This is a genomic window from Pseudomonas sp. NBRC 111140, assembly GCF_001320885.1.
Classification (GTDB): domain Bacteria; phylum Pseudomonadota; class Gammaproteobacteria; order Pseudomonadales; family Pseudomonadaceae; genus Aquipseudomonas; species Aquipseudomonas putida_P.
The window spans coordinates 24,503-43,013 of sequence record NZ_BCBQ01000021.1; the positions used below are offsets into that span (position 1 = coordinate 24,503).

General features: G+C 62.5%; 16 protein-coding genes and 1 pseudogene. 11 read left to right on the plus strand and 6 right to left on the minus strand.

Annotated elements, in window-relative coordinates:
• Nucleotide 1: 1 nt before the first annotated feature.
• Both lysA and APH42_RS09360 read right to left on the minus strand, forming a co-directional pair.
• Nucleotides 2–1,249, minus strand: coding sequence for a diaminopimelate decarboxylase (lysA, locus tag APH42_RS09355; RefSeq protein WP_012274779.1), 1,248 nt, complete (start codon nucleotides 1,247–1,249; stop codon nucleotides 2–4).
• Nucleotides 1,250–1,258: 9 nt separating this feature from the next.
• The gene (locus APH42_RS09360; RefSeq protein WP_012274778.1) at nucleotides 1,259–1,471 is read right to left on the minus strand and encodes a lipoprotein; all 213 of its coding nucleotides are present in this window, start codon (nucleotides 1,469–1,471) and stop codon (nucleotides 1,259–1,261) included.
• Between the two features lie 190 nt (nucleotides 1,472–1,661).
• Between APH42_RS09360 and cyaY the strand changes: the two genes are divergently transcribed.
• The 3 genes from cyaY (at nucleotide 1,662) to rnk (ending at nucleotide 2,777) form a co-directional block, all read left to right on the plus strand.
• Nucleotides 1,662–1,994 (plus strand): iron donor protein CyaY, encoded by a 333-nt coding sequence (gene cyaY, locus APH42_RS09365; RefSeq protein ID WP_012274777.1) that lies wholly within the window; start codon nucleotides 1,662–1,664, stop codon nucleotides 1,992–1,994.
• 1 nt (nucleotide 1,995) lies between these two features.
• Nucleotides 1,996–2,220: a DUF1289 domain-containing protein gene (locus APH42_RS09370; protein ID WP_012274776.1), complete on the plus strand. Its 225-nt coding sequence runs from the start codon at nucleotides 1,996–1,998 to the stop codon at nucleotides 2,218–2,220.
• A gap of 146 nt (nucleotides 2,221–2,366) precedes the next feature.
• A complete protein-coding gene (gene rnk / locus APH42_RS09375; protein ID WP_012274775.1) occupies nucleotides 2,367–2,777 on the plus strand; it encodes a nucleoside diphosphate kinase regulator in 411 nt (136 codons plus the stop codon).
• Nucleotides 2,778–2,893: 116 nt separating this feature from the next.
• Here the strand turns inward: rnk and APH42_RS09380 are convergent, their stop codons facing one another.
• Nucleotides 2,894–5,749: a class I adenylate cyclase gene (locus APH42_RS09380; protein ID WP_060493198.1), complete on the minus strand. Its 2,856-nt coding sequence runs from the start codon at nucleotides 5,747–5,749 to the stop codon at nucleotides 2,894–2,896.
• Between the two features lie 166 nt (nucleotides 5,750–5,915).
• Here APH42_RS09380 and APH42_RS09385 point away from each other — a divergent pair, with 166 nt between their 5' ends.
• On the plus strand, nucleotides 5,916–6,368 hold the full coding sequence (locus APH42_RS09385; protein ID WP_012274773.1) for a YaiI/YqxD family protein: 453 nt from the start codon (nucleotides 5,916–5,918) through the stop codon (nucleotides 6,366–6,368).
• 96 nt (nucleotides 6,369–6,464) lie between these two features.
• On the opposite strand, the gene elbB is transcribed toward APH42_RS09385, so the two are convergent.
• Nucleotides 6,465–7,124: an isoprenoid biosynthesis glyoxalase ElbB gene (gene elbB / locus APH42_RS09390; protein ID WP_012274772.1), complete on the minus strand. Its 660-nt coding sequence runs from the start codon at nucleotides 7,122–7,124 to the stop codon at nucleotides 6,465–6,467.
• Between the two features lie 112 nt (nucleotides 7,125–7,236).
• Here elbB and APH42_RS30435 point away from each other — a divergent pair.
• Nucleotides 7,237–7,863 (plus strand): annotated as a pseudogene (locus APH42_RS30435) (sterol desaturase family protein); the annotation flags it as partial.
• A gap of 501 nt (nucleotides 7,864–8,364) precedes the next feature.
• On the opposite strand, the gene APH42_RS29115 reads toward APH42_RS30435, so the two are convergent.
• A complete protein-coding gene (locus tag APH42_RS29115; RefSeq protein WP_151884243.1) occupies nucleotides 8,365–9,009 on the minus strand; it encodes a DedA family protein in 645 nt (214 codons plus the stop codon).
• A gap of 213 nt (nucleotides 9,010–9,222) precedes the next feature.
• Here APH42_RS29115 and ppk1 point away from each other — a divergent pair, with 213 nt between their 5' ends.
• A complete protein-coding gene (ppk1, locus tag APH42_RS09405) occupies nucleotides 9,223–11,466 on the plus strand; it encodes a polyphosphate kinase 1 (protein WP_012274770.1) in 2,244 nt (747 codons plus the stop codon).
• Here the strand turns inward: ppk1 and ppx are convergent.
• Complete coding sequence (gene ppx / locus APH42_RS09410; RefSeq protein ID WP_012274769.1) at nucleotides 11,453–12,955, minus strand: exopolyphosphatase; 1,503 nt, start codon at nucleotides 12,953–12,955, stop codon at nucleotides 11,453–11,455. The two genes, ppk1 and ppx, sit on opposite strands and share 14 nt — an antisense overlap.
• Nucleotides 12,956–13,211: 256 nt before the next feature.
• Between ppx and trxA the strand changes: the two genes are divergently transcribed.
• From trxA to APH42_RS09435, 5 genes are all read left to right on the plus strand, one after another.
• Nucleotides 13,212–13,538 (plus strand): thioredoxin TrxA, encoded by a 327-nt coding sequence (gene trxA, locus APH42_RS09415; RefSeq protein WP_012274768.1) that lies wholly within the window; start codon nucleotides 13,212–13,214, stop codon nucleotides 13,536–13,538.
• Nucleotides 13,539–13,765: 227 nt separating this feature from the next.
• Nucleotides 13,766–15,025: a transcription termination factor Rho gene (rho, locus tag APH42_RS09420; protein ID WP_003253661.1), complete on the plus strand. Its 1,260-nt coding sequence runs from the start codon at nucleotides 13,766–13,768 to the stop codon at nucleotides 15,023–15,025.
• Between the two features lie 123 nt (nucleotides 15,026–15,148).
• Complete coding sequence (ubiD, locus tag APH42_RS09425; RefSeq protein WP_016489755.1) at nucleotides 15,149–16,615, plus strand: 4-hydroxy-3-polyprenylbenzoate decarboxylase; 1,467 nt, start codon at nucleotides 15,149–15,151, stop codon at nucleotides 16,613–16,615.
• Nucleotides 16,615–17,583: a CDP-6-deoxy-delta-3,4-glucoseen reductase gene (locus APH42_RS09430; protein ID WP_012274766.1), complete on the plus strand. Its 969-nt coding sequence runs from the start codon at nucleotides 16,615–16,617 to the stop codon at nucleotides 17,581–17,583. Before ubiD ends, APH42_RS09430 begins: the two co-directional genes overlap by 1 nt.
• A 246-nt stretch (nucleotides 17,584–17,829) precedes the next feature.
• The gene (locus APH42_RS09435) at nucleotides 17,830–18,480 is read left to right on the plus strand and encodes a gamma-glutamylcyclotransferase (protein ID WP_012274765.1); all 651 of its coding nucleotides are present in this window, start codon (nucleotides 17,830–17,832) and stop codon (nucleotides 18,478–18,480) included.
• The last annotated feature ends 31 nt before the right edge of the window (nucleotides 18,481–18,511 follow it).

Below are 18,511 nucleotides of genomic sequence, written 5' to 3' on the forward strand. Positions count from 1 at the left end.
CTTACTCCGGCAGCAGGCTTTCGCCAGCGTACAGTTCGGCGATGGTCTCGCGGCGGCGTACTTCGAACGCCTGGTCGCCGTCGACCAGGATTTCAGCGCAACGGCCACGGGTGTTGTAGTTGGAACTCATGACAAAACCATAGGCGCCCGCAGACGCTACGGCCAGCAAGTCACCTTCGGCCAGGTTCAGCACGCGGTCCTTGCCAAGGAAGTCGCCGGTCTCGCAGATAGGGCCGACCAGGTCGTAGGCACGGCCTTCGCCCGCACGAGGCTTGACCGCGCTGACACCCATCCAGGCTTGATACAGGGCCGGCCGAATCAGGTCGTTCATCGCCGCATCGATGATGGCGAAGTCCTTGTGTTCGGTGTGCTTGAGGTATTCCACACGGGTCAGCAGCACGCCAGCGTTGGCCACGATGTAGCGGCCCGGCTCGAACACCAGGGCCAGGTCGCGCTCGCCCACGCGCTCGCGGATGGCTTTGATGTAGTCGGCCACCAGCGGCGGCTGTTCGTCGCGGTAGCGAACGCCAACACCGCCGCCCAAGTCCAGGTGGCGCAGGTGGATACCGCATTCGGCCAGGCGGTCGACCAGTACCAGCAGGCGGTCGAGTGCGTCGAGGAACGGCTCCACGGTGGTCAGCTGCGAGCCAATGTGGCAGTCGACACCGACCACTTCCAGGTTCGGCAGCTGCGCGGCACGCACGTAGATGGCCTCGGCGTCGGCGATGGCGATGCCGAACTTGTTTTCTTTGAGGCCTGTGGAGATGTAAGGGTGGGTACCGGCATCGACGTCCGGGTTGACGCGCAGCGACACCGGGGCAACCTTGCCCATTTCAGCGGCCACTACTTGCAGGCGCTCCAGTTCGTCGGTGGATTCGACGTTGAAGCAGTGCACGCCAACTTCCAGGGCGCGGCGCATGTCTTCACGGGTTTTACCGACGCCGGAGAAGACCACGCGGTCTGCGCGCCCGCCAGCGGCCAGCACGCGCTCCAGCTCACCGCCGGAGACAATGTCGAAACCTGCGCCCAGGCGCGCCAGTACATTCAGTACGCCCAGGTTGGAGTTGGCCTTTACCGCGAAGCACACCAAGTGTTCAGTGCCTTGCAGGGCATCGGCGTAGCTACGGTACTGGGCCTCGATGTGGGCGCGCGAATACACGTAGGTGGGGGTGCCGTAGCGCTCGGCGATGGCCGACAGGGCCACGCCTTCCGCGAACAGCTCACCGTCGCGGTAGTTGAAAGCGTTCATCTGGTTTCCTTACTGCGCTGGCGACTGCTCGGGCTCGGGCTGCAGTTCGGGCTGCTGCTCTTGTACCGGGGCCGGCTTGGCTTTGGGCTGGTGCTGGTGCGCCTTGTGCGCTTTGCCGTTATCGCCGTCTTCAGGCAGATACAACGGGCCTTTCTGGCCGCAGGCAGAAACGAGGCAGGCAACAGCGACCAGCGCCGCGAAGGAGGAAATCAGGCGCTTCATGGGTGAAATCCTTAGAAAAATGCAGTATTGCGCCCGAGTATACCGAGCGACCGGCGGCTTGCCTATGCAAGGACCGGTCCGCCGGGCGGGCTATTCTTACCCCCTTCAGTGGCTAATCTTTGCATTCGGCGGCAAGCGCCCGTATCTTGCCCGGCTTGCCTGTAACGCAGCCAATTTCGAGGTTCCTGCAATGAGTTTGAGTGAAGCGCGTTTCCATGATCTGGTCGACGCGACCCAACAGGCCCTGGAAGACCTGTTCGACGAGAGCGGCATGGACCTGGACATGGAGAACTCCGCCGGCGTCCTTACCGTCAAGTTCGAGGGCGGCGCCCAACTGATCTTCAGCCGCCAGGAGCCGCTGCGCCAGCTGTGGCTGGCCGACCGTTCCGGTGGTTTCCACTTCGACTACGACGAAGAGAGCAAGAAGTGGGTGTGCGAAAAGAGCGAAGAACTGCTGGGCGAAATGCTCGAGCGCATCGTCTGGGAGCGGGCCGGCGAGAAGCTGGACTTCGACGAGATCTGACATGAGCAGCGCCCAGGCTCGGCCGCCCAAGCCGCTTTACAGCAACGTCAGCCCCGCCGTGCCATCGCCGTGCATCAGCGTATGCCGGCTGGACGAACAGCGGGTGTGCACAGGTTGCCACCGGCATGTCGAGCACATCCGCGAATGGCGCTCGGCTGACGACGAACGGCGTCGGCAGATCTGCCGCGAGGCCCAGGCCTTGCGCGACCAGGCTAAGGCACACTGAGCGCAGGGGCTTGAGTATTTACCCGGCTGTGGTAGTGTCGGGTTCTGCGTCGGTGACGCCAAAGCCTTCTCAAACCCCGCCCTTGGGCGGGGTTTTGCTTTATTTGCACATTGAAAACTGCCTGTTCAAAGGAGTCTGACTGGATCATGAGCACCAAGCCTTCCCTCATCCTCACCCGATTGGACGTACAACGTCTGGAGCGTCTGATCGACAGCCTCGACGAGAGTACGCCGGGTGTGCTCGCCTTGCAGGACGAGCTGGACCGCGCCGGGCAGGTGGTCGGTCACGAGGAAGTGCCAGCGGGCGTGGTGACCATGAACTCGCGCGTGCACTGCCGTGAGGAAGCCAGCGGCAAGGATTACCACCTGACGTTGGTTTACCCGAAGGATGCCGGGCCGGAAGGCAAGGTTTCGATCCTGGCGCCCATTGGCTGCGCCTTGCTGGGGTTGTCGGTGGGCGAGCAGATCGACTGGCCGGCACCGGGTGGCAAGACCCTCAAGCTGAAGCTGCTGGAAGTGGAATACCAACCGGAAGCGGCGGGCGATTTCGACCTGTAAGGGCCAAGGGGGCCGCTTTGCGGCCCATCGCGACACAAGGCCGCTCCTACAAGGAATCGCATTCCCCTGTAGGAGCGGCCTTGTGTCGCGATGGGGTGCAAAGCACCCCCGGCAATTCAGGCGCTTTGCGCCAAAACCTGCTCCAGCCCCTCATTCAAAGCCTGCTCCAGCACCCGCTTGTAGCTCAGGTACACCTGCGTCGCCCCCAGCCGGTCATCCAGCAACTCGGATAAATCCAGGTCGGTGATATAGCACTGGTACTGCCCTGCGCCGTGGCGCTGGCCAATGATCTGCCGGGCCACCACCGCATACAGCTGCTCGCCATGCTCCAGCTCGGAAAACTCCTGTTGGTCGCAATACAGCGTCACATGCGCCGCGCCCGCGACCCCGGCCTGGATGATCGCCTGCACCTCATAGTAAGGCTGGTCGCTGCCCTCGATCGGGGCCAGGCGCGGCTCGATGCTGCGTGCCTTGCCTGCGCCAGAGGGCAGAAGCTGCGCATAGTGGATATCCAGCGAGGCCGGCCGCAGGCCGTCGAGCGGCAGGCGGGCATCGCGACGCATCACCACCGAGCGCAGAAAGCGTTGCAGCGGCAGCAGCAAGTGCGTTTCGTCATGCAATGGCAGGCGTTGTTGCCACAGCGCGTTGTACTCATCCAACACATACAGCTCGGCCCAACCGTCCTGCAGGCGATAGAACACCTGGATACAGGCCGGCCTGCCGTGCTCCAGTACCAGGCGCAGGTCGTGGTCTTGCAGGGCGTTGGCGTCCAGGTACAGCGGGCTGTAGGCGCCGCGCTCTTCGCCCAGGTAGGCTAGCAGCGCCTCATGCTCGTCCAGGGTGGTCAGGCTGACATGCTGGGGTAGCAGCTCCAGTACATGGGTGTGCTGGGCTACCTGCAGCAGGTAGCGATGGTGCAGCCCCTGGTCCAGCAGCAGTTGCACGGTGTCGAAAATCTCCTCTACACGCTGGCCGATGGCCTGGGCGCGGCTCTGGCAGAAGCAGCGCACCCGCACCCGCGGCCGGTGGCCGTGCAGTACCGGGCTGTTGAGGAAATCGCGCAGGCAGCGCACCAGTGCGTGCTCGCCGTCATAGCGCTGGACCAGCACCTCGTTCCAGCTGTTGATGGTGACCTGGTCCAGGGTCAGCACCAGGTTTTCGCGCACGCCGGCGTAGCTCAGCGAGTCGGTGCGCTCGGTGGTCATCAGAATGTTCAGGTCGCGGTGATGGCGCAGCGGGTCGATGGCGACATTGACCAGCAACAGCACCTCGTCGGCAACGCTGGGCTGCAGCAGGCGCACTTCACTGACGGTCGGCAAGGGCAGGGGAATGCTCTGCTGCAGGCAGCCCAGCAGGTTGAACAGCTCGTACTCGCCAAGGTCGCTACTGCCTGGGTGCAGCGCCAGGCGGGTGCTGCTGTCGATCACGCCGTTGCGATGGGCCCAGGCGAGCAGCTCGAGCAGCTCGCGGCAGCGCTTGATCGGGCTGAAGTGCTCCACCTCGTGGGTGCTCAAGTTGCCGCTGTAAAGCTCCCAGTGGTGGTTGCCCGGCTCCTTGCGGTTGGGTGCCTGGACCAAGGTCAAGGTGCCTTCGGCGAGGTCTGGGGCGATACCGGGGTTGATCACTTCGACCTTGCCGGCGCGGCGCTCGAACGCCGCATACAGGCGCCGGCCCAGTACATTGAGGTCGCGCTGGTCGGCGCGGCTGCTGGCGTTCTGGGTGAGCGCGAACTGGCTGAGGAAGCGGTAACTGTGGTTCAGCTCGGCCACCAGTTCGCGGCGCTCGACAGCAACCTGTTGCACTTTCCATTGACGGCGGCTGTCCAGCAAGGCCAGCTGTTGCTGGCTCCAGCCCCACTCGTCGGTCAGGCGCTGCAGCAGCCGGCGTTGCCAGCCCATGCTGCGACCCTGGTCGCTGAGCTTCTTGTTCACCTTGAGGTACAGGCTGCGGCGTACCAGCTCCAGGCGCGCGTGTTCGCCACGTTGCAGCAGGTAGCGTTCGATGCGCCGGTAAACCATCACGTAGGGGTCGAGCTCGTCGAGGTCTAGCTGGTTGGCGAACACGGCCTGCTTGTAGTCCAGGCTCAGGCAGCGCACGGCAGGGTGTTCGCTGGCGTAGGCTTCGGTCAGCAGCAGTTTGAGCAGCGATTTGTAGGGCGAGTCGATACCTTTGAACAACTGCCACAGGCCGGCGCCGACGAACTCGCCGGGCGGAATGTGCGCCAGGTTGCCGAGGTCGAGGGCGTCATGGCTGCGGATGAACCGCTTGGACAGCAGGGTCTGGGTATAACTGTGGTAGTTGTGTTCCTGATACACCGGCACCAGCCACCATAGCGGTGTGCGCCCGGCCAGCCACAGGGTGGTGCGGTAGAACTCGTCCAGCAGCAAGTAGTGCTGGGTGGTGCCACAGTCGTCGGAGCCGAGCTGGCCATCGCGCTCGCCATGGGCGAAGCCCTGCGTGTCGATCAGGAAAAAGTGTGCTTCGGCTCCCAGGCTTGCCGCCCAGGCCTCCAGTTGCTGGCACTTGCGGCGCAGTTCATCCAACTGGTGTTCGGGCAAGCCGGGTGCGTGGCACACCCACAGGTCCATGTCGCTGTGCTCGGCCTGGGCCAGCGAGCCCAGGCTGCCCATCAGGAACAGGCCGTGAATCGGACGTGGCGGGTTGCCATGCGCGGCCTTGTAGGTGAACGAGCGCGCCAGGCGCTGGGCCTCCGCCACCAGCTCGGCACCTGGCGCATAGCCCGATACGCCGGCAGGCGTACTGCCCGAGACGTAGCCTGGCAACAGCGGGTGGTTTACGTGAAACAGCAGCGGTAGCAGCGTCAGTACCTGTTGCTGACGTGTCGACAGGCCTTCCATTGCCCGCTGCAGCCGCCCTTGGTTTAACTGCAGGAAGCGCGCACGCAATGTCGCCAGGACCTTGCGGTCGATGCCTTCGTCCAGGTCGGGGCGGATTTCGTGAGGGTGGTTCATTGCGCGCTCGGGCAGGCCAGTGAAGCTGTGGCGAGTTTAGCCTGAGTGGCGGGGTCGGATAAGCAGTAATTGTAATTCTGGCGCCATTTTTCCAGCGTTCTCGCGCTCCAGCTTTCGCTGTGCTTCAGGCATGATGGGCGCATTGAGTCCAAGTCGAGAATTTCCGATGCGTGTATGGATCGATGCCGATGCCTGCCCCAAAGCGGCCAGGGATCTGATCGTCAAGTTCGCCCTCAAGCGCAAGTTCGAGGTGGTGATGGTGGCGGGGCAGGCCGTGGCCAAGCCGGCGTTCGCGATCGTGCGCCTGATTGTGGTACCCAGCGGCATGGACGCGGCCGACGATTACCTGGTCGAGCACGCCGTGCCTGGCGAGTTGGTGATCTGCAGTGACGTACCGCTGGCCGACCGCCTGGTGAAAAAGGGCGTGGCGGCACTGGACCCGCGTGGGCGAGAGTTCGACGAACGCAACATGGGCGACCGCCTGGCGGCGCGCAACCTGTTCACCGAGCTGCGCGAGCAGGGCCAGGTGGGGGGTGGGCAGGGCGCTTACGGCGAGCGGGAGAAGCAGGCATTTGCCAATGCGCTGGACCGGATCATTGCCCGGCTGTCCAAGTCCTGAAGAGCTTGCGGTTCTCTGTGGGAACGGCCTTGTGTCGCGAAAGGGGCGCGTTGCGGCCCTTTCGCGAGGCACAGAAGGCCGCGCCGCTTTCGGTGCTTACTCGTGTGTCAGTTCCAGCACCCGGTCCACCAGCTTGTAGATGCCCCCCGCCGCTTCGCTGATCGACTTGGCTTCCATGTAAGCCGGCGTAGTCACCAGTTTGCGCTGGGAGTCTTCGACAATATCGTGCACATCGCACTCCTCATGGGTACCGCCCATCTTCTCGACCGCCGCCGCCGTGCCGGCGTCGCTGCCGATGGTGCAGACCACGCCCGGCCCGTAGATCTTCGCGGCCAGTGCCGGCGAGATGCAGATCAGCCCAACCGGCTTGCAGGCGTCGGCAAAGGCTTCGGCCAGGGTCAGTACGTCCGGGTTGATGCTGCAGTTGGCACCTTCCACGGCAAAATTGGAGAGGTTCTTTGCCGCCCCAAAACCGCCTGGCACGATCAACGCATCGAAGTCCTCGGCCTTGGCCTCGCGGATGTCCTTGACCTCGCCGCGGGCTATGCGCGCCGATTCCACCAGCACATTACGCGACTCGGGCATTTCCTCGCCGGTCAGGTGGTTGATGACGTGCATCTGTGCAATGTTCGGCGCGAAGCACTGCACCTGCGCACCGCGCTGGTCGAGGCGCAGCAGGGTGATCACGCTTTCGTGGATTTCGGCGCCGTCGTACACGCCACAGCCGGAAAGAATCACCGCTACTTTTTTTGTCATGTTCACTACTCCAGTGTCGAGGCGCTAAATGTCCTCTAGTTTGGCAGATGTCGCCATAGGGATTCCCGCGAGTGCGGCCTAATCTTGGTGGATAACGCCTGAGGTCGTGCCCATGGACCTGATACTGCTGGCCGTGCCGTTCTTCTTTGTGCTGATTGCCGTCGAGCTGGTAGCTGACCGCGTGCGTGGCCAGCGCAATTTCACCCTGGCCGACTCGATCAACAGCCTTAGCACCGGCGCACTGTCGACCAGTACCGGGCTGCTGACCAAAGGGGTAGGGCTGGTCACCTATGCGCTGGCCTTCGAACACCTGGCGGTTTTGCGGTTGCCGGCAGAGGCGTGGTGGGTATGGCTGCTGGCCTTTGTCCTGTACGACTTCTGTTACTACTGGCTGCATCGCCTGGGGCATGAGCGCAACGTGCTGTGGGCCGCACACTCGGTGCATCACCAGAGCGAGGAGTACAACCTCACCACGGCGCTGCGCCAGACCAGTAGCGGGTTCATCTTCTCGTGGCTGTTCTACCTGCCGCTGGCGCTGGTGGGCGTACCGCCACTGGTGTTCATCACCGTGGCCTCGCTCAACCTGCTGTATCAGTTCTGGGTGCATACCCGACACATCCCCAAGCTTGGCTGGCTCGAGTGGGTGTTGATCACACCATCCAACCATCGCGTCCACCATGCGCAAAACCCTGCTTACTTGGATCGCAATTACGGCGGTGTGTTCATTCTCTGGGACCGTCTGTTCGGCACCTTCAAAGAGGAAGACCCGGCCGAGCCGGTGGTGTTCGGGGTGACGACACCGTTGGCCAGCTGGAACCCGCTGTGGGCCAACCTGCAGTTCTATGCCCAGCTCTGGCATGACGCCCGGCACACCGCCAGCCTGTGGGACAAGCTGCGCATCTGGTTCATGCCCACCGGTTGGCGCCCGGCCGACGTGGCTGCGCGCTACCCGCAGGCCAAGCAGGACCTGGCGCTGTTTCGCAAGTTCGAGATTGCCCTGGGCCGCGCGCAACAAGCCTACGTGGCGGCGCAGTTCGTGGTGTATGTGGCTTTGGGCAGCTACCTGATGGATGTGGCCGACCGCGTGCCGATCGCCGCGCTGGTGCTCGGCTGGTCGCTGATGGCGTTTGGTCTGTTCGTGCTGGGCGCTTTGCTGGAGAACCGGCGCTGGGCTGCGCGCCTGGAGCTGGCGCGGCTGCTGCTGAATGCGCCGGCGTTGTACCTGGCCGGCGCCTTGGGCTTAGCGGTGGTCGCGCCGCTGGCCTGGTTCCTGCTCGTGGCTTACAGCTTGCTCAGCCTCTGGGGCCTGGGCCAGGCCCGCCGCCTTGCGCTCCGCGCGCAGGGTGCGGAAGCGCCGACGCAGCCACAGCAGGCCGCCCAGCGCCACCAGGCCGCCGAGCACCCATAGCTCGTAACGTTTCACGTTGCCCAGCAGGCCTTCGAGAATGGCGCCGAAGTGGTACGCGGCCGCGCCCAGGGCGATTGCCCAGATAGCCGCGCCAATGCCGTTCAGCAGCAGATAGCGGCGGGGTGGATAGCCCGACAGGCCAATGGCCACCGGCATGACCGTGCGCAGGCCATAGACGAAGCGAAAACTCAGCACCCAAATATCAGGATGGCGGCGGATGTGGTCCAGCGCCCGGTCACCCATTGCCTGCCAGCGCGGCTTGCGCGCCAGGATCCTGCGCCCGTGGCGGCGGCCCATGAAGTACCACAGCTGATCGCCCGCGTAGCTGCCGAAGAAGGCCACCAGGCACACCAGCTTGATGTCCATGTAACCACGGAACGCAAGGAAACCCGCAAGCACCAGGATGGTCTCGCCTTCGAAGAAGGTGCCTAGAAAAAGGGCAAAGTAGCCGAAATCCTGCAGGAATTGTTGAAGCATTTTCTGAGGTGCTGGCGAAATGAACGCGAAGCCTACCCCTTCGCGCGCATTCGTGAAAGTGTCCAAATGTGTCTCGACGTGAACAATTCCTACACAGACAATGCCAGAGGCCACGCGCCATGGCTTGCCCTGGTGTGTAACACAGGCGTCATAATGGGCGCTTATCTTGCCGCTCAATTGATGATAGGGCGTTAACGTCCTCAGGAACGCCAGATGAATAATGAAGTGCTCACCCCTGTCGCGATCAAGGATGCCCAGGAGCTCCCAGAAGAGATGGTGCAGACCCCGCCTGACCTGCCGCCGGCGCCCGAGCCCGTAGCGGAGCAGGTGGCCGAGCCTGTGGCCCCGGTGCCCGCACCGGCCCCGGCAATCACTGTCCCTGGCCTGGACGACAGCAGCCTGTACATTCATCGCGAACTCTCGCAGTTGCAGTTCAACATCCGCGTGCTGGAACAGGCACTGGACGAGAACTACCCGTTGCTTGAACGGCTCAAGTTCCTGCTGATCTTCTCCAGCAACCTCGATGAGTTCTTCGAGATCCGCGTGGCCGGGTTGAAGAAGCAGATCAATTTTGCCCGTGAACAGGCCGGTGCCGATGGCTTGCAGCCGCACCAGGCGTTGGCGCGTATCAGCGAACTGGTGCACATCGAGGTAGAGCGCCAGTACGCGATCCTCAATGACGTGCTGCTGCCGGAGCTGGAAAAGCATCAGATTCGCTTCATTCGCCGTCGTTACTGGACGCCCAAACTCAAGACCTGGGTGCGCCGCTATTTCCGCGACGAAATCGCCCCGATCATCACCCCGATCGGCCTCGACCCGACCCACCCGTTCCCGTTGCTGGTGAACAAGAGCCTCAACTTCATCGTCGAGCTTGAGGGTGTGGACGCCTTCGGTCGCGATTCGGGCTTGGCGATCATCCCTGCCCCACGCCTGCTGCCACGGGTCATCCGCGTGCCTGAAGAGGTGGGTGGCCCGGGTGCCAACTACGTGTTCCTGTCGTCGATGATCCACGCGCACGCCGACGACCTGTTCCAGGGCATGAAGGTGAAGGGCTGCTACCAGTTCCGCCTCACCCGTAACGCCGACCTGGCGCTGGACTCCGAAGAAGTCGACGACCTGGCCCGTGCTCTGCGTGGTGAGCTGTTCTCGCGCCGTTACGGCGATGCCGTGCGCCTGGAAGTGGCCGACACCTGCCCGAAACACCTGTCGGACTACCTGCTCAAGCAGTTCAGCCTCAGCGAAAGCGAGCTGTACCAGGTCAATGGCCCGGTCAACCTCACCCGCCTGTTCAGCATTACCGGCCTGGACAGCCACCCGGAGCTTCAGTACACGCCGTTCACCCCGGCAATCCCCAAGCTGCTGGTGAACGCCGACAACATTTTCAGCGTGATCAGCAAGCAGGACATCCTGCTGATGCACCCGTTCGAGTCCTTCACCCCGGTGGTCGACCTGCTGCGCCAGGCCGCCAAGGACCCACATGTGCTCGCCGTGCGCCAGACCCTGTACCGCTCCGGGGCCAACTCGGAAATCGTCGACGCCCTGGTGGACGCGGCGCGTAACGGCAAGGAGGTCACTGCGGTGATCGAGTTGCGTGCGCGCTTCGACGAAGAGTCCAACCTGCAGATGGCCAGCCGCCTGCAAGCGGCCGGTGCGGTGGTGATCTACGGCGTGGTCGGGTTCAAGACCCACGCCAAGATGATGCTGATCCTGCGCCGCGAACAGGGCGAGATCGTGCGTTATGCGCACCTGGGTACCGGCAACTACCACGCCGGCAACGCCCGCCTGTACACCGACTACAGCCTGCTGACCTCTGACGACGCCCTCACCGAGGACGTTGGCAAGCTGTTCAGCCAGCTGATCGGCATGGGCAAGACCCTGCGCATGAAGAAGCTGCTGCACGCGCCGTTCACCCTGAAAAAGGGCATGCTCGACATGATCGCGCGGGAAACCCAGTTCGCCCTCGAAGGCAAGCCGGCGCACATCATCGCCAAGTTCAACTCGCTGACCGACGCCAAGGTCATCAAGGCGCTGTACAAGGCCAGCCAGTCGGGTGTGAAAATCGACCTGGTGGTGCGCGGCATGTGCTGCTTGCGCCCAGGTATTCCGGGGGTTTCGCACAACATTCAGGTGCGCTCGATCATCGGCCGCTTCCTCGAGCACACGCGGGTGTTCTACTTCCTCAATGGCGGCGAAGAGCAGATCTACCTGTCCAGCGCCGACTGGATGGAGCGCAACCTCGACAAGCGCGTCGAGACCTGCTTCCCGGTGGAAGGCAAGAAGCTGTTGCTGCGGGTGAAGAAGGAGCTGGAAGGCTACCTGACCGACAACACCCACGCCTGGACGTTGCAGCCAGACGGGCGCTACGTGCGTAGCACCCCGACCGGCAATCAGAACCCGCGCAGTGCCCAGGCGACCCTGCTGGAGCGCCTGAGCAACCCGGTCCTCAACGTACGCTGAGGACGAAGCCGACCCGGGCCAGCCACTCCGCCTCGTTGGCGAAGTCGGCCTGGGTCAGCTGGTTCTGCTCCAGCCAACCTTCAGGGAAGGCTACATCCAGGCTGTTGTCGCCGCCCTTGAGCTCTACCTTTGGCATCTGCTGGGTGCCGCGAATGTGGTGGAACAGAATGGCAAAGCGCAGCAGCACGCACAGGCGCAGCAGCTTGACCCCTTCATCACCCAGCTCAGCGTAACGGTCCTTGGGGATGTTGCGACGGTGGCCGCGCACCAGCAGGGCCATCATCTGCTGATCTTCGCGAGAAAAGCCCGACAGGTCGGAGTGCTCGATCAGGTAGGCGCCATGCTTGTGGTAGTGATAGTGGGCAATGTCTAGCCCTATTTCGTGTATTTTCGCGGCCCAGCCAAGCAGATCGCGCCAATTTCCGTCTTTAAGGTCCCAGGCGTCGGCCACTTGGTCGAAGGCGTGCAATGCCTTGCGTTCCACACGCGCAGCCTGGCCCTGGTCCACGTGGTAGCGCTCCATCAACGAGTTCAGGGTGCGTTCGCGCACATCCTCGTGGTGGTGACGGCCGAGCAGGTCGAACAGCACACCTTCGCGCAGGGCACCGTCACAGTGGTCCATGCGCTGCAGCTCCAGGGCATCGAAGATCGCTTCGAGAATCGCAAGGCCTGCGGGGAAGATGGTCCGGCGGTCCGGCTTGACGCCGTCGAAGTCGATTTTGTCGACCTCGCCCAGCTTGAACAGCTTGCGCTTGACCCAGGCCAGGCCTTCGGCGTTGACCTCGCCATTGCCCAGGCCGCCGGCCTTGATGGCGGCACCGATGGCGCGAATGGTACCGGACGAGCCAATGGCCTCGTCCCAGGTCAGGCGGTGCAGGGCATTTTCGATACTCATCAGCTCCAGGCGCGCGGCGGTGTACGCCTGGGCATAGCGGGCCGGGGTGATCTTGCCATCGCGGAAGTAGCGCTGGGTAAAGCTTACGCAACCCATCTGCAGGCTTTCGCGCAGCAGCGGCTCGAAACGCTGGCCGATGATGAACTCGGTACTGCCGCCACCGATGTCTGCCACCAGGCGCTTGCCGGGGGTATCGGCCAGGGTGTGCGATACGCCCAGGTAGATCAGGCGCGCTTCTTCACGGCCGGAGATGACCTCGACCGGGTGGCCGAGGATGGCCTCGGCGCGCTGGATGAATTCGTTGCGGTTGCGCGCTTCGCGCAAGGCGTTGGTACCGACGATGCGTACGGAGCCTGCCGGCATGCCGTTGATCAGTTGAGAAAAGCGCTTGAGGCAATCCAGGCCTCTTTCCATAGACTCTTCACTGAGCTTGCGCTCTTCGTCGATGCCGGCGGCTAGCTGAACCTTCTCGCCGAGCCGCTCGAGAATGCGGATTTCGGTATGGTGGGCCTTGGCCACGACCATATGAAAACTGTTGGAGCCAAGGTCGATGGCGGCGATCAGGGACAGGTTCTTCGCGATGGTATGCGGCATGATCTGGTTGTTCTCGGTCGTTAACCTGGCAATCGTGCCACGATAGCAGGCTGTCGCCAACGCGTGACACTCAGCCGGTGTGCTGGCCTTGATGCAAGGCAATGTGCCATTCGATTCTATGACGGCGACATGACAGTTTCGATTCGCGGCTTCTTGCACAACTATAGTTACACTCAATCGTCCGCGGCTTCCTGTAGGCGGCGGGGGCGGCTATGATGGGCAACGTTTTTTATTGCTTACGACCTTGGAGATTTCCATGAGCGACAAAATCAAACACGTCACCGACGCCAGCTTCGAAGCCGACGTACTGCAGGCTCAAGGCCCGGTGCTGGTCGACTACTGGGCTGAATGGTGCGGCCCATGCAAGATGATCGCTCCGGTTCTGGACGACATCGCTGCCACCTACGAGGGCAAACTGACCGTCGCCAAGCTGAACATCGACGAGAACCAGGAAACCCCGGCCAAGCACGGCGTGCGCGGTATCCCGACGCTGATGCTGTTCAAGAACGGCAACGTCGAAGCCACCAAGGTTGGCGCTTTGTCCAAATCGCAGCTGGCCGCGTTCCTCGACGCCCACCTGTGATGTGAAAAGGCCCCGCAAATGCGGGGCTTTTCTTTTTCAGAGCACTAGACGCAGAAAAAAGCAAGTGTTACATTCGGCCTCGCACTGCTTTTCCAGTGCCCTCTACACGCCGTCGCCGAAGCATCCCTAATTCGAATCAGTACGCGATCCTGTCGCCATCTAGCGGCGCGGCCTCATTAAGCCAGAAGCTTAATTCTCCCTTCTTACATGATTACGTCACTCCCCTTATGAACCTGACTGAACTCAAGCAAAAGCCGATTACCGATCTTTTGGAAATGGCCGAACAGATGGGCATCGAAAACATGGCCCGTTCGCGCAAACAGGACGTGATTTTCGCCCTGCTGAAGAAGCATGCGAAAAGCGGCGAAGAGATCTCGGGTGACGGCGTGCTGGAGATTCTCCAGGATGGTTTCGGTTTCCTGCGTTCGGCTGATGCGTCCTACCTGGCCGGCCCAGACGATATCTACGTCTCGCCCAGCCAGATCCGCCGTTTCAACCTGCGTACCGGCGACACCATCGTCGGCAAGATCCGCCCACCGAAGGAAGGGGAGCGTTACTTCGCCCTGCTGAAGGTCGATACCATCAACTTCGACCGCCCGGAAAACGCGAAGAACAAGATCCTGTTCGAGAACCTGACGCCGCTGTTCCCGAACAAGCGCCTGAAGATGGAGGCCGGCAACGGCTCCACCGAAGACTTGACCGGCCGCGTCATCGACCTGTGCGCCCCGATCGGCAAAGGCCAGCGCGGCCTGATCGTTGCCCCGCCAAAAGCGGGCAAGACGATCATGCTGCAGAACATCGCGGCCAACATCACCCGTAACAACCCCGAGTGCCACCTGATCGTCCTGCTGATCGACGAGCGCCCGGAAGAAGTGACCGAAATGCAGCGCACCGTGCGCGGCGAAGTGGTTGCTTCCACCTTCGACGAGCCGCCAACCCGCCACGTGCAGGTTGCCGAAATGGTGATCGAGAAGGCCAAGCGCCTGGTCGAGCACAAGAAGGACGTGGTCATTCTGCTGGACTCCATCACCCGTCTGGCGCGTGCCTACAACACCGTGATCCCGAGCTCCGGCAAGGTGCTGACCGGTGGTGTCGATGCCCACGCCCTGGAGAAGCCGAAGCGTTTCTTCGGTGCTGCGCGTAACATCGAGGAAGGCGGCTCGCTGACCATCATCGCCACCGCGCTGGTCGAAACCGGCTCGAAGATGGACGAAGTGATCTACGAAGAGTTCAAGGGCACCGGCAACATGGAGCTGCCGCTGGACCGCCGCATCGCCGAGAAGCGTGTGTTCCCGGCCATCAACATCAACCGCTCCGGTACCCGCCGCGAAGAGTTGCTGACTGCCGACGACGAACTGCAACGCATGTGGATCCTGCGCAAGCTGCTGCACCCGATGGACGAAATCGCCGCCATCGAGTTCTTGGTCGACAAGCTCAAGCAGACCAAGACCAACGACGAGTTCTTCCTGTCGATGAAGCGCAAGTAAGATCGTCGTACCACGCAAAGGCCGGGGAAACCCGGCTTTTTGCTATCTGTATTTTGGCTATTGCGGCCCTATCGGCGCTACACTCTGCACCCCCGACCGATACGGCCAACACGAGGCTCCTGCATGCAGTATCGCGACTTGCGCGACTTCATCCGTGGCCTGGAACAGCGCGGCGAGCTCAAGCGCATCCAGGTTCCGATCTCCCCCGTCCTGGAAATGACCGAGGTCTGCGACCGCACCCTGCGTGCCAAAGGCCCGGCGTTGCTGTTCGAAAAGCCCACCGGTTTCGACATCCCGGTGCTGGGCAACCTGTTCGGCACCCCGGAGCGGGTGGCCATGGGCATGGGCGCCGAGTCGGTCGATGAGCTGCGGGAAATCGGCAAGCTGCTGGCCTTCCTCAAGGAGCCCGAGCCGCCCAAGGGCCTGAAGGACGCCTGGTCGAAGCTGCCGATCTTCAAGAAGGTCGTGTCGATGGCGCCGAAAGTGGTCAAGGACGCGGTGTGCCAGGAAGTGGTGGTCGAGGGTGACGATGTCGACCTCGGCGCTCTGCCGATTCAGCACTGCTGGCCAGGCGACGTGGCGCCGCTGATCACCTGGGGCCTTACCGTGACCCGTGGCCCGAACAAGGACCGCCAGAACCTGGGCATCTACCGCCAGCAGGTGATCGGCCGCAACAAGGTCATCATGCGCTGGCTGAGCCACCGTGGCGGTGCCTTGGATTACCGTGAGTGGTGCGAGAAGAATCCCGGCCAGCCGTTCCCGGTCGCCGTGGCCCTGGGCGCTGACCCCGCGACCATCCTCGGTGCCGTGACCCCGGTGCCGGACACCCTCTCCGAGTACGCCTTTGCCGGCCTGCTGCGCGGCAATCGCACCGAGCTGGTCAAGTGCCGCGGCAGCAACCTGCAGGTACCGGCCACCGCCGAAATCATTCTGGAAGGCGTGATCCACCCAGGCGAAATGGCCCCGGAAGGCCCCTATGGCGACCACACTGGCTACTACAACGAAGTGGACAGCTTCCCGGTGTTCACTGTCGAGCGCATCACCCACCGGCAGAAACCGATCTACCACAGCACCTACACCGGTCGGCCGCCAGATGAGCCGGCGATTCTCGGTGTGGCACTGAACGAAGTGTTCGTGCCGATCCTGCAAAAGCAGTTCCCGGAAATCACCGATTTCTACCTGCCGCCGGAAGGCTGTTCGTACCGCATGGCGGTGGTGACCATGAAAAAGCAGTATCCGGGCCATGCCAAGCGCGTAATGCTGGGTGTGTGGTCGTTCCTGCGACAGTTCATGTACACCAAGTTCGTTATTGTCACCGATGACGATATCAACGCCCGCGACTGGAACGATGTGATCTGGGCCATTACCACGCGCATGGACCCCAAGCGTGATACGGTGATGATCGACAACACGCCGATCGACTACCTGGACTTCGCGTCGCCGGTATCGGGCCTGGGGTCGAAGATGGGCCTGGACGCCACGCACAAGTGGCCGGGCGAGACTACACGCGAATGGGGACGGGTTATCGTCAAGGACGAAGCCGTCACCCGCCGTATCGATGAGCTGTGGGATCAGTTGGGAATAGATTGATGCAGGTAACGTTGCAGCCGTCCGGGGCGGTGCTGGCGCTCGAACCCGGGGAACGGATCCTGGATGGAGCGCGGCGGCTGGGCTATGACTGCCCGAACAGCTGCCGCAATGGCAATTGCCATGTCTGCGCCGCGTTATTGGTCGAAGGCCGGGTACGCCAGGAAGGCGAAGTCCGCGACCATGGCGAGTTGTTCACCTGCATTGCCGAACCGCTGGAGGATTGCGTGTTGCTCTGGGATGGTGTGCTCGCCTTGGGCGAGCTGCCGGTGCGCAAGCTGGCGTGCAGCGTCAGCGAATGCGTCGACGTTGGTGGCGACGTCTGGCGGGTGCGTTTGCGCGCGCCGGCCGGCAAGCCACCGCGCTACCACGCCGGGCAGTACCTGATGATCGAGCGTGAGGGTGGCAAGCAGGCCGCTTTTTCTCTGGCCTCCGCCCCCCACGCCGGGCGTGAGCTGGAGCTGCACGTGCTGGCGCGAGAGCCCAGCGCACAGCAACTGATCGAGCAACTCAAGCGTGACGGTCTGGCACGTATCGAAATGCCGTTTGGCGACACCCACCTGGCCGAGTTGCCCGACGGGCCGTTGGTGCTGATTGCCGCCGGTACCGGCATGGGCCAGATGCACAGCCTGCTCGAGCATTGCCGAGCCAATGGCTTCAAGCACCCGGTACACCTGTACTGGGGCGTGCGCCGGCCCGAAGACTTCTATCAGATCGAGCACTGGGACGAATGGCAGCGCCTGCCTAACCTGTTCCTGCACCAGGTGGTCAGCGACCTGTGCGGCTGGGAAGGCCGTTGCGGCATGTTGCATGAAGCGGTTTGCGAAGACATTGACGACCTCAACAGCGTGCATGTGTATGCCAGCGGTTCGCCGAACATGATCTACGCCACCCTCGACGCCCTGGTCGAGGCCGGTATGGATGCGCACCGCATGCGTGCCGATGTGTTTGCCTACGCGCCACGTGGTTAATAACCAAAGTTTGCAAGTATGGGTATAAGGCGGTAATTGTTACCGCCTTGGCCATTAACTTTCACAGTGGCTGAAACAGTATTTCCCAGTCGTCGGAACCGCGCATGAAACACTGACGCGAGGGCTTGAGTATTCCTGCAATTCTGGCCTATGGTTACTGCAAGCGCCCCGGGTAAAGCGGCCTGGGGCTGCAACGTAATCGAATTTCGCTACATCCGTAGTTCACAGGGATAATGGCGGCAGCTTATGTCGGCACTTGAAAGTATGTCCTGGGAAGTTTCATATCCTCCGGCACTCGACTTCGGTCAGCAACATACTCACGATCAGTTGTTCAACTCCATGAAGACGACCATGTCTCGGCATCAGGGCGGGCCTGTGTGGCTGTTCGCTTATGGTTCGTTGATTTGGCGCCCCGAGTGCAATTCGGTGGAACGTCAGCGCGCGCGGGTGCATGGTTATCACCGGGGCTTGTACCTGTGGTCGCACGAACACCGTGGCACCCCGGAAACCCCTGGGCTGGTGTTTGGCCTGGACCGTGGTGGCTCCTGCAGCGGCTTTGCCTATCGGCTGGATGAAAGCAGCCTGGATGACTCGCTGATGGCCCTATGGCAACGGGAGATGCCGTACCCGGCCTACCGGCCGCACTGGCTTAGCTGCCGGTTGGGCGATGGCAGCAAGGTGCAGGCATTGGGCTTTGTGCTGGAGCGGCATTTACCCTGTTATGCGGGGAATCTGCCGGATACCTTGCTCAGCCAGATTCTGGCCAGTGCCAAGGGGCGTTATGGCACCACGCGCGACTATGTGGAGCAGACGTTGAATGCCTTGCGCAGCCACCAGATGCCCGATCGCAACCTGGAGGCGCGGTTCCGGCGTTGCCATAACCTGCGCGAAGTGTGAACAACCTCTACCGGCCTCTTCGCGGGGTTTT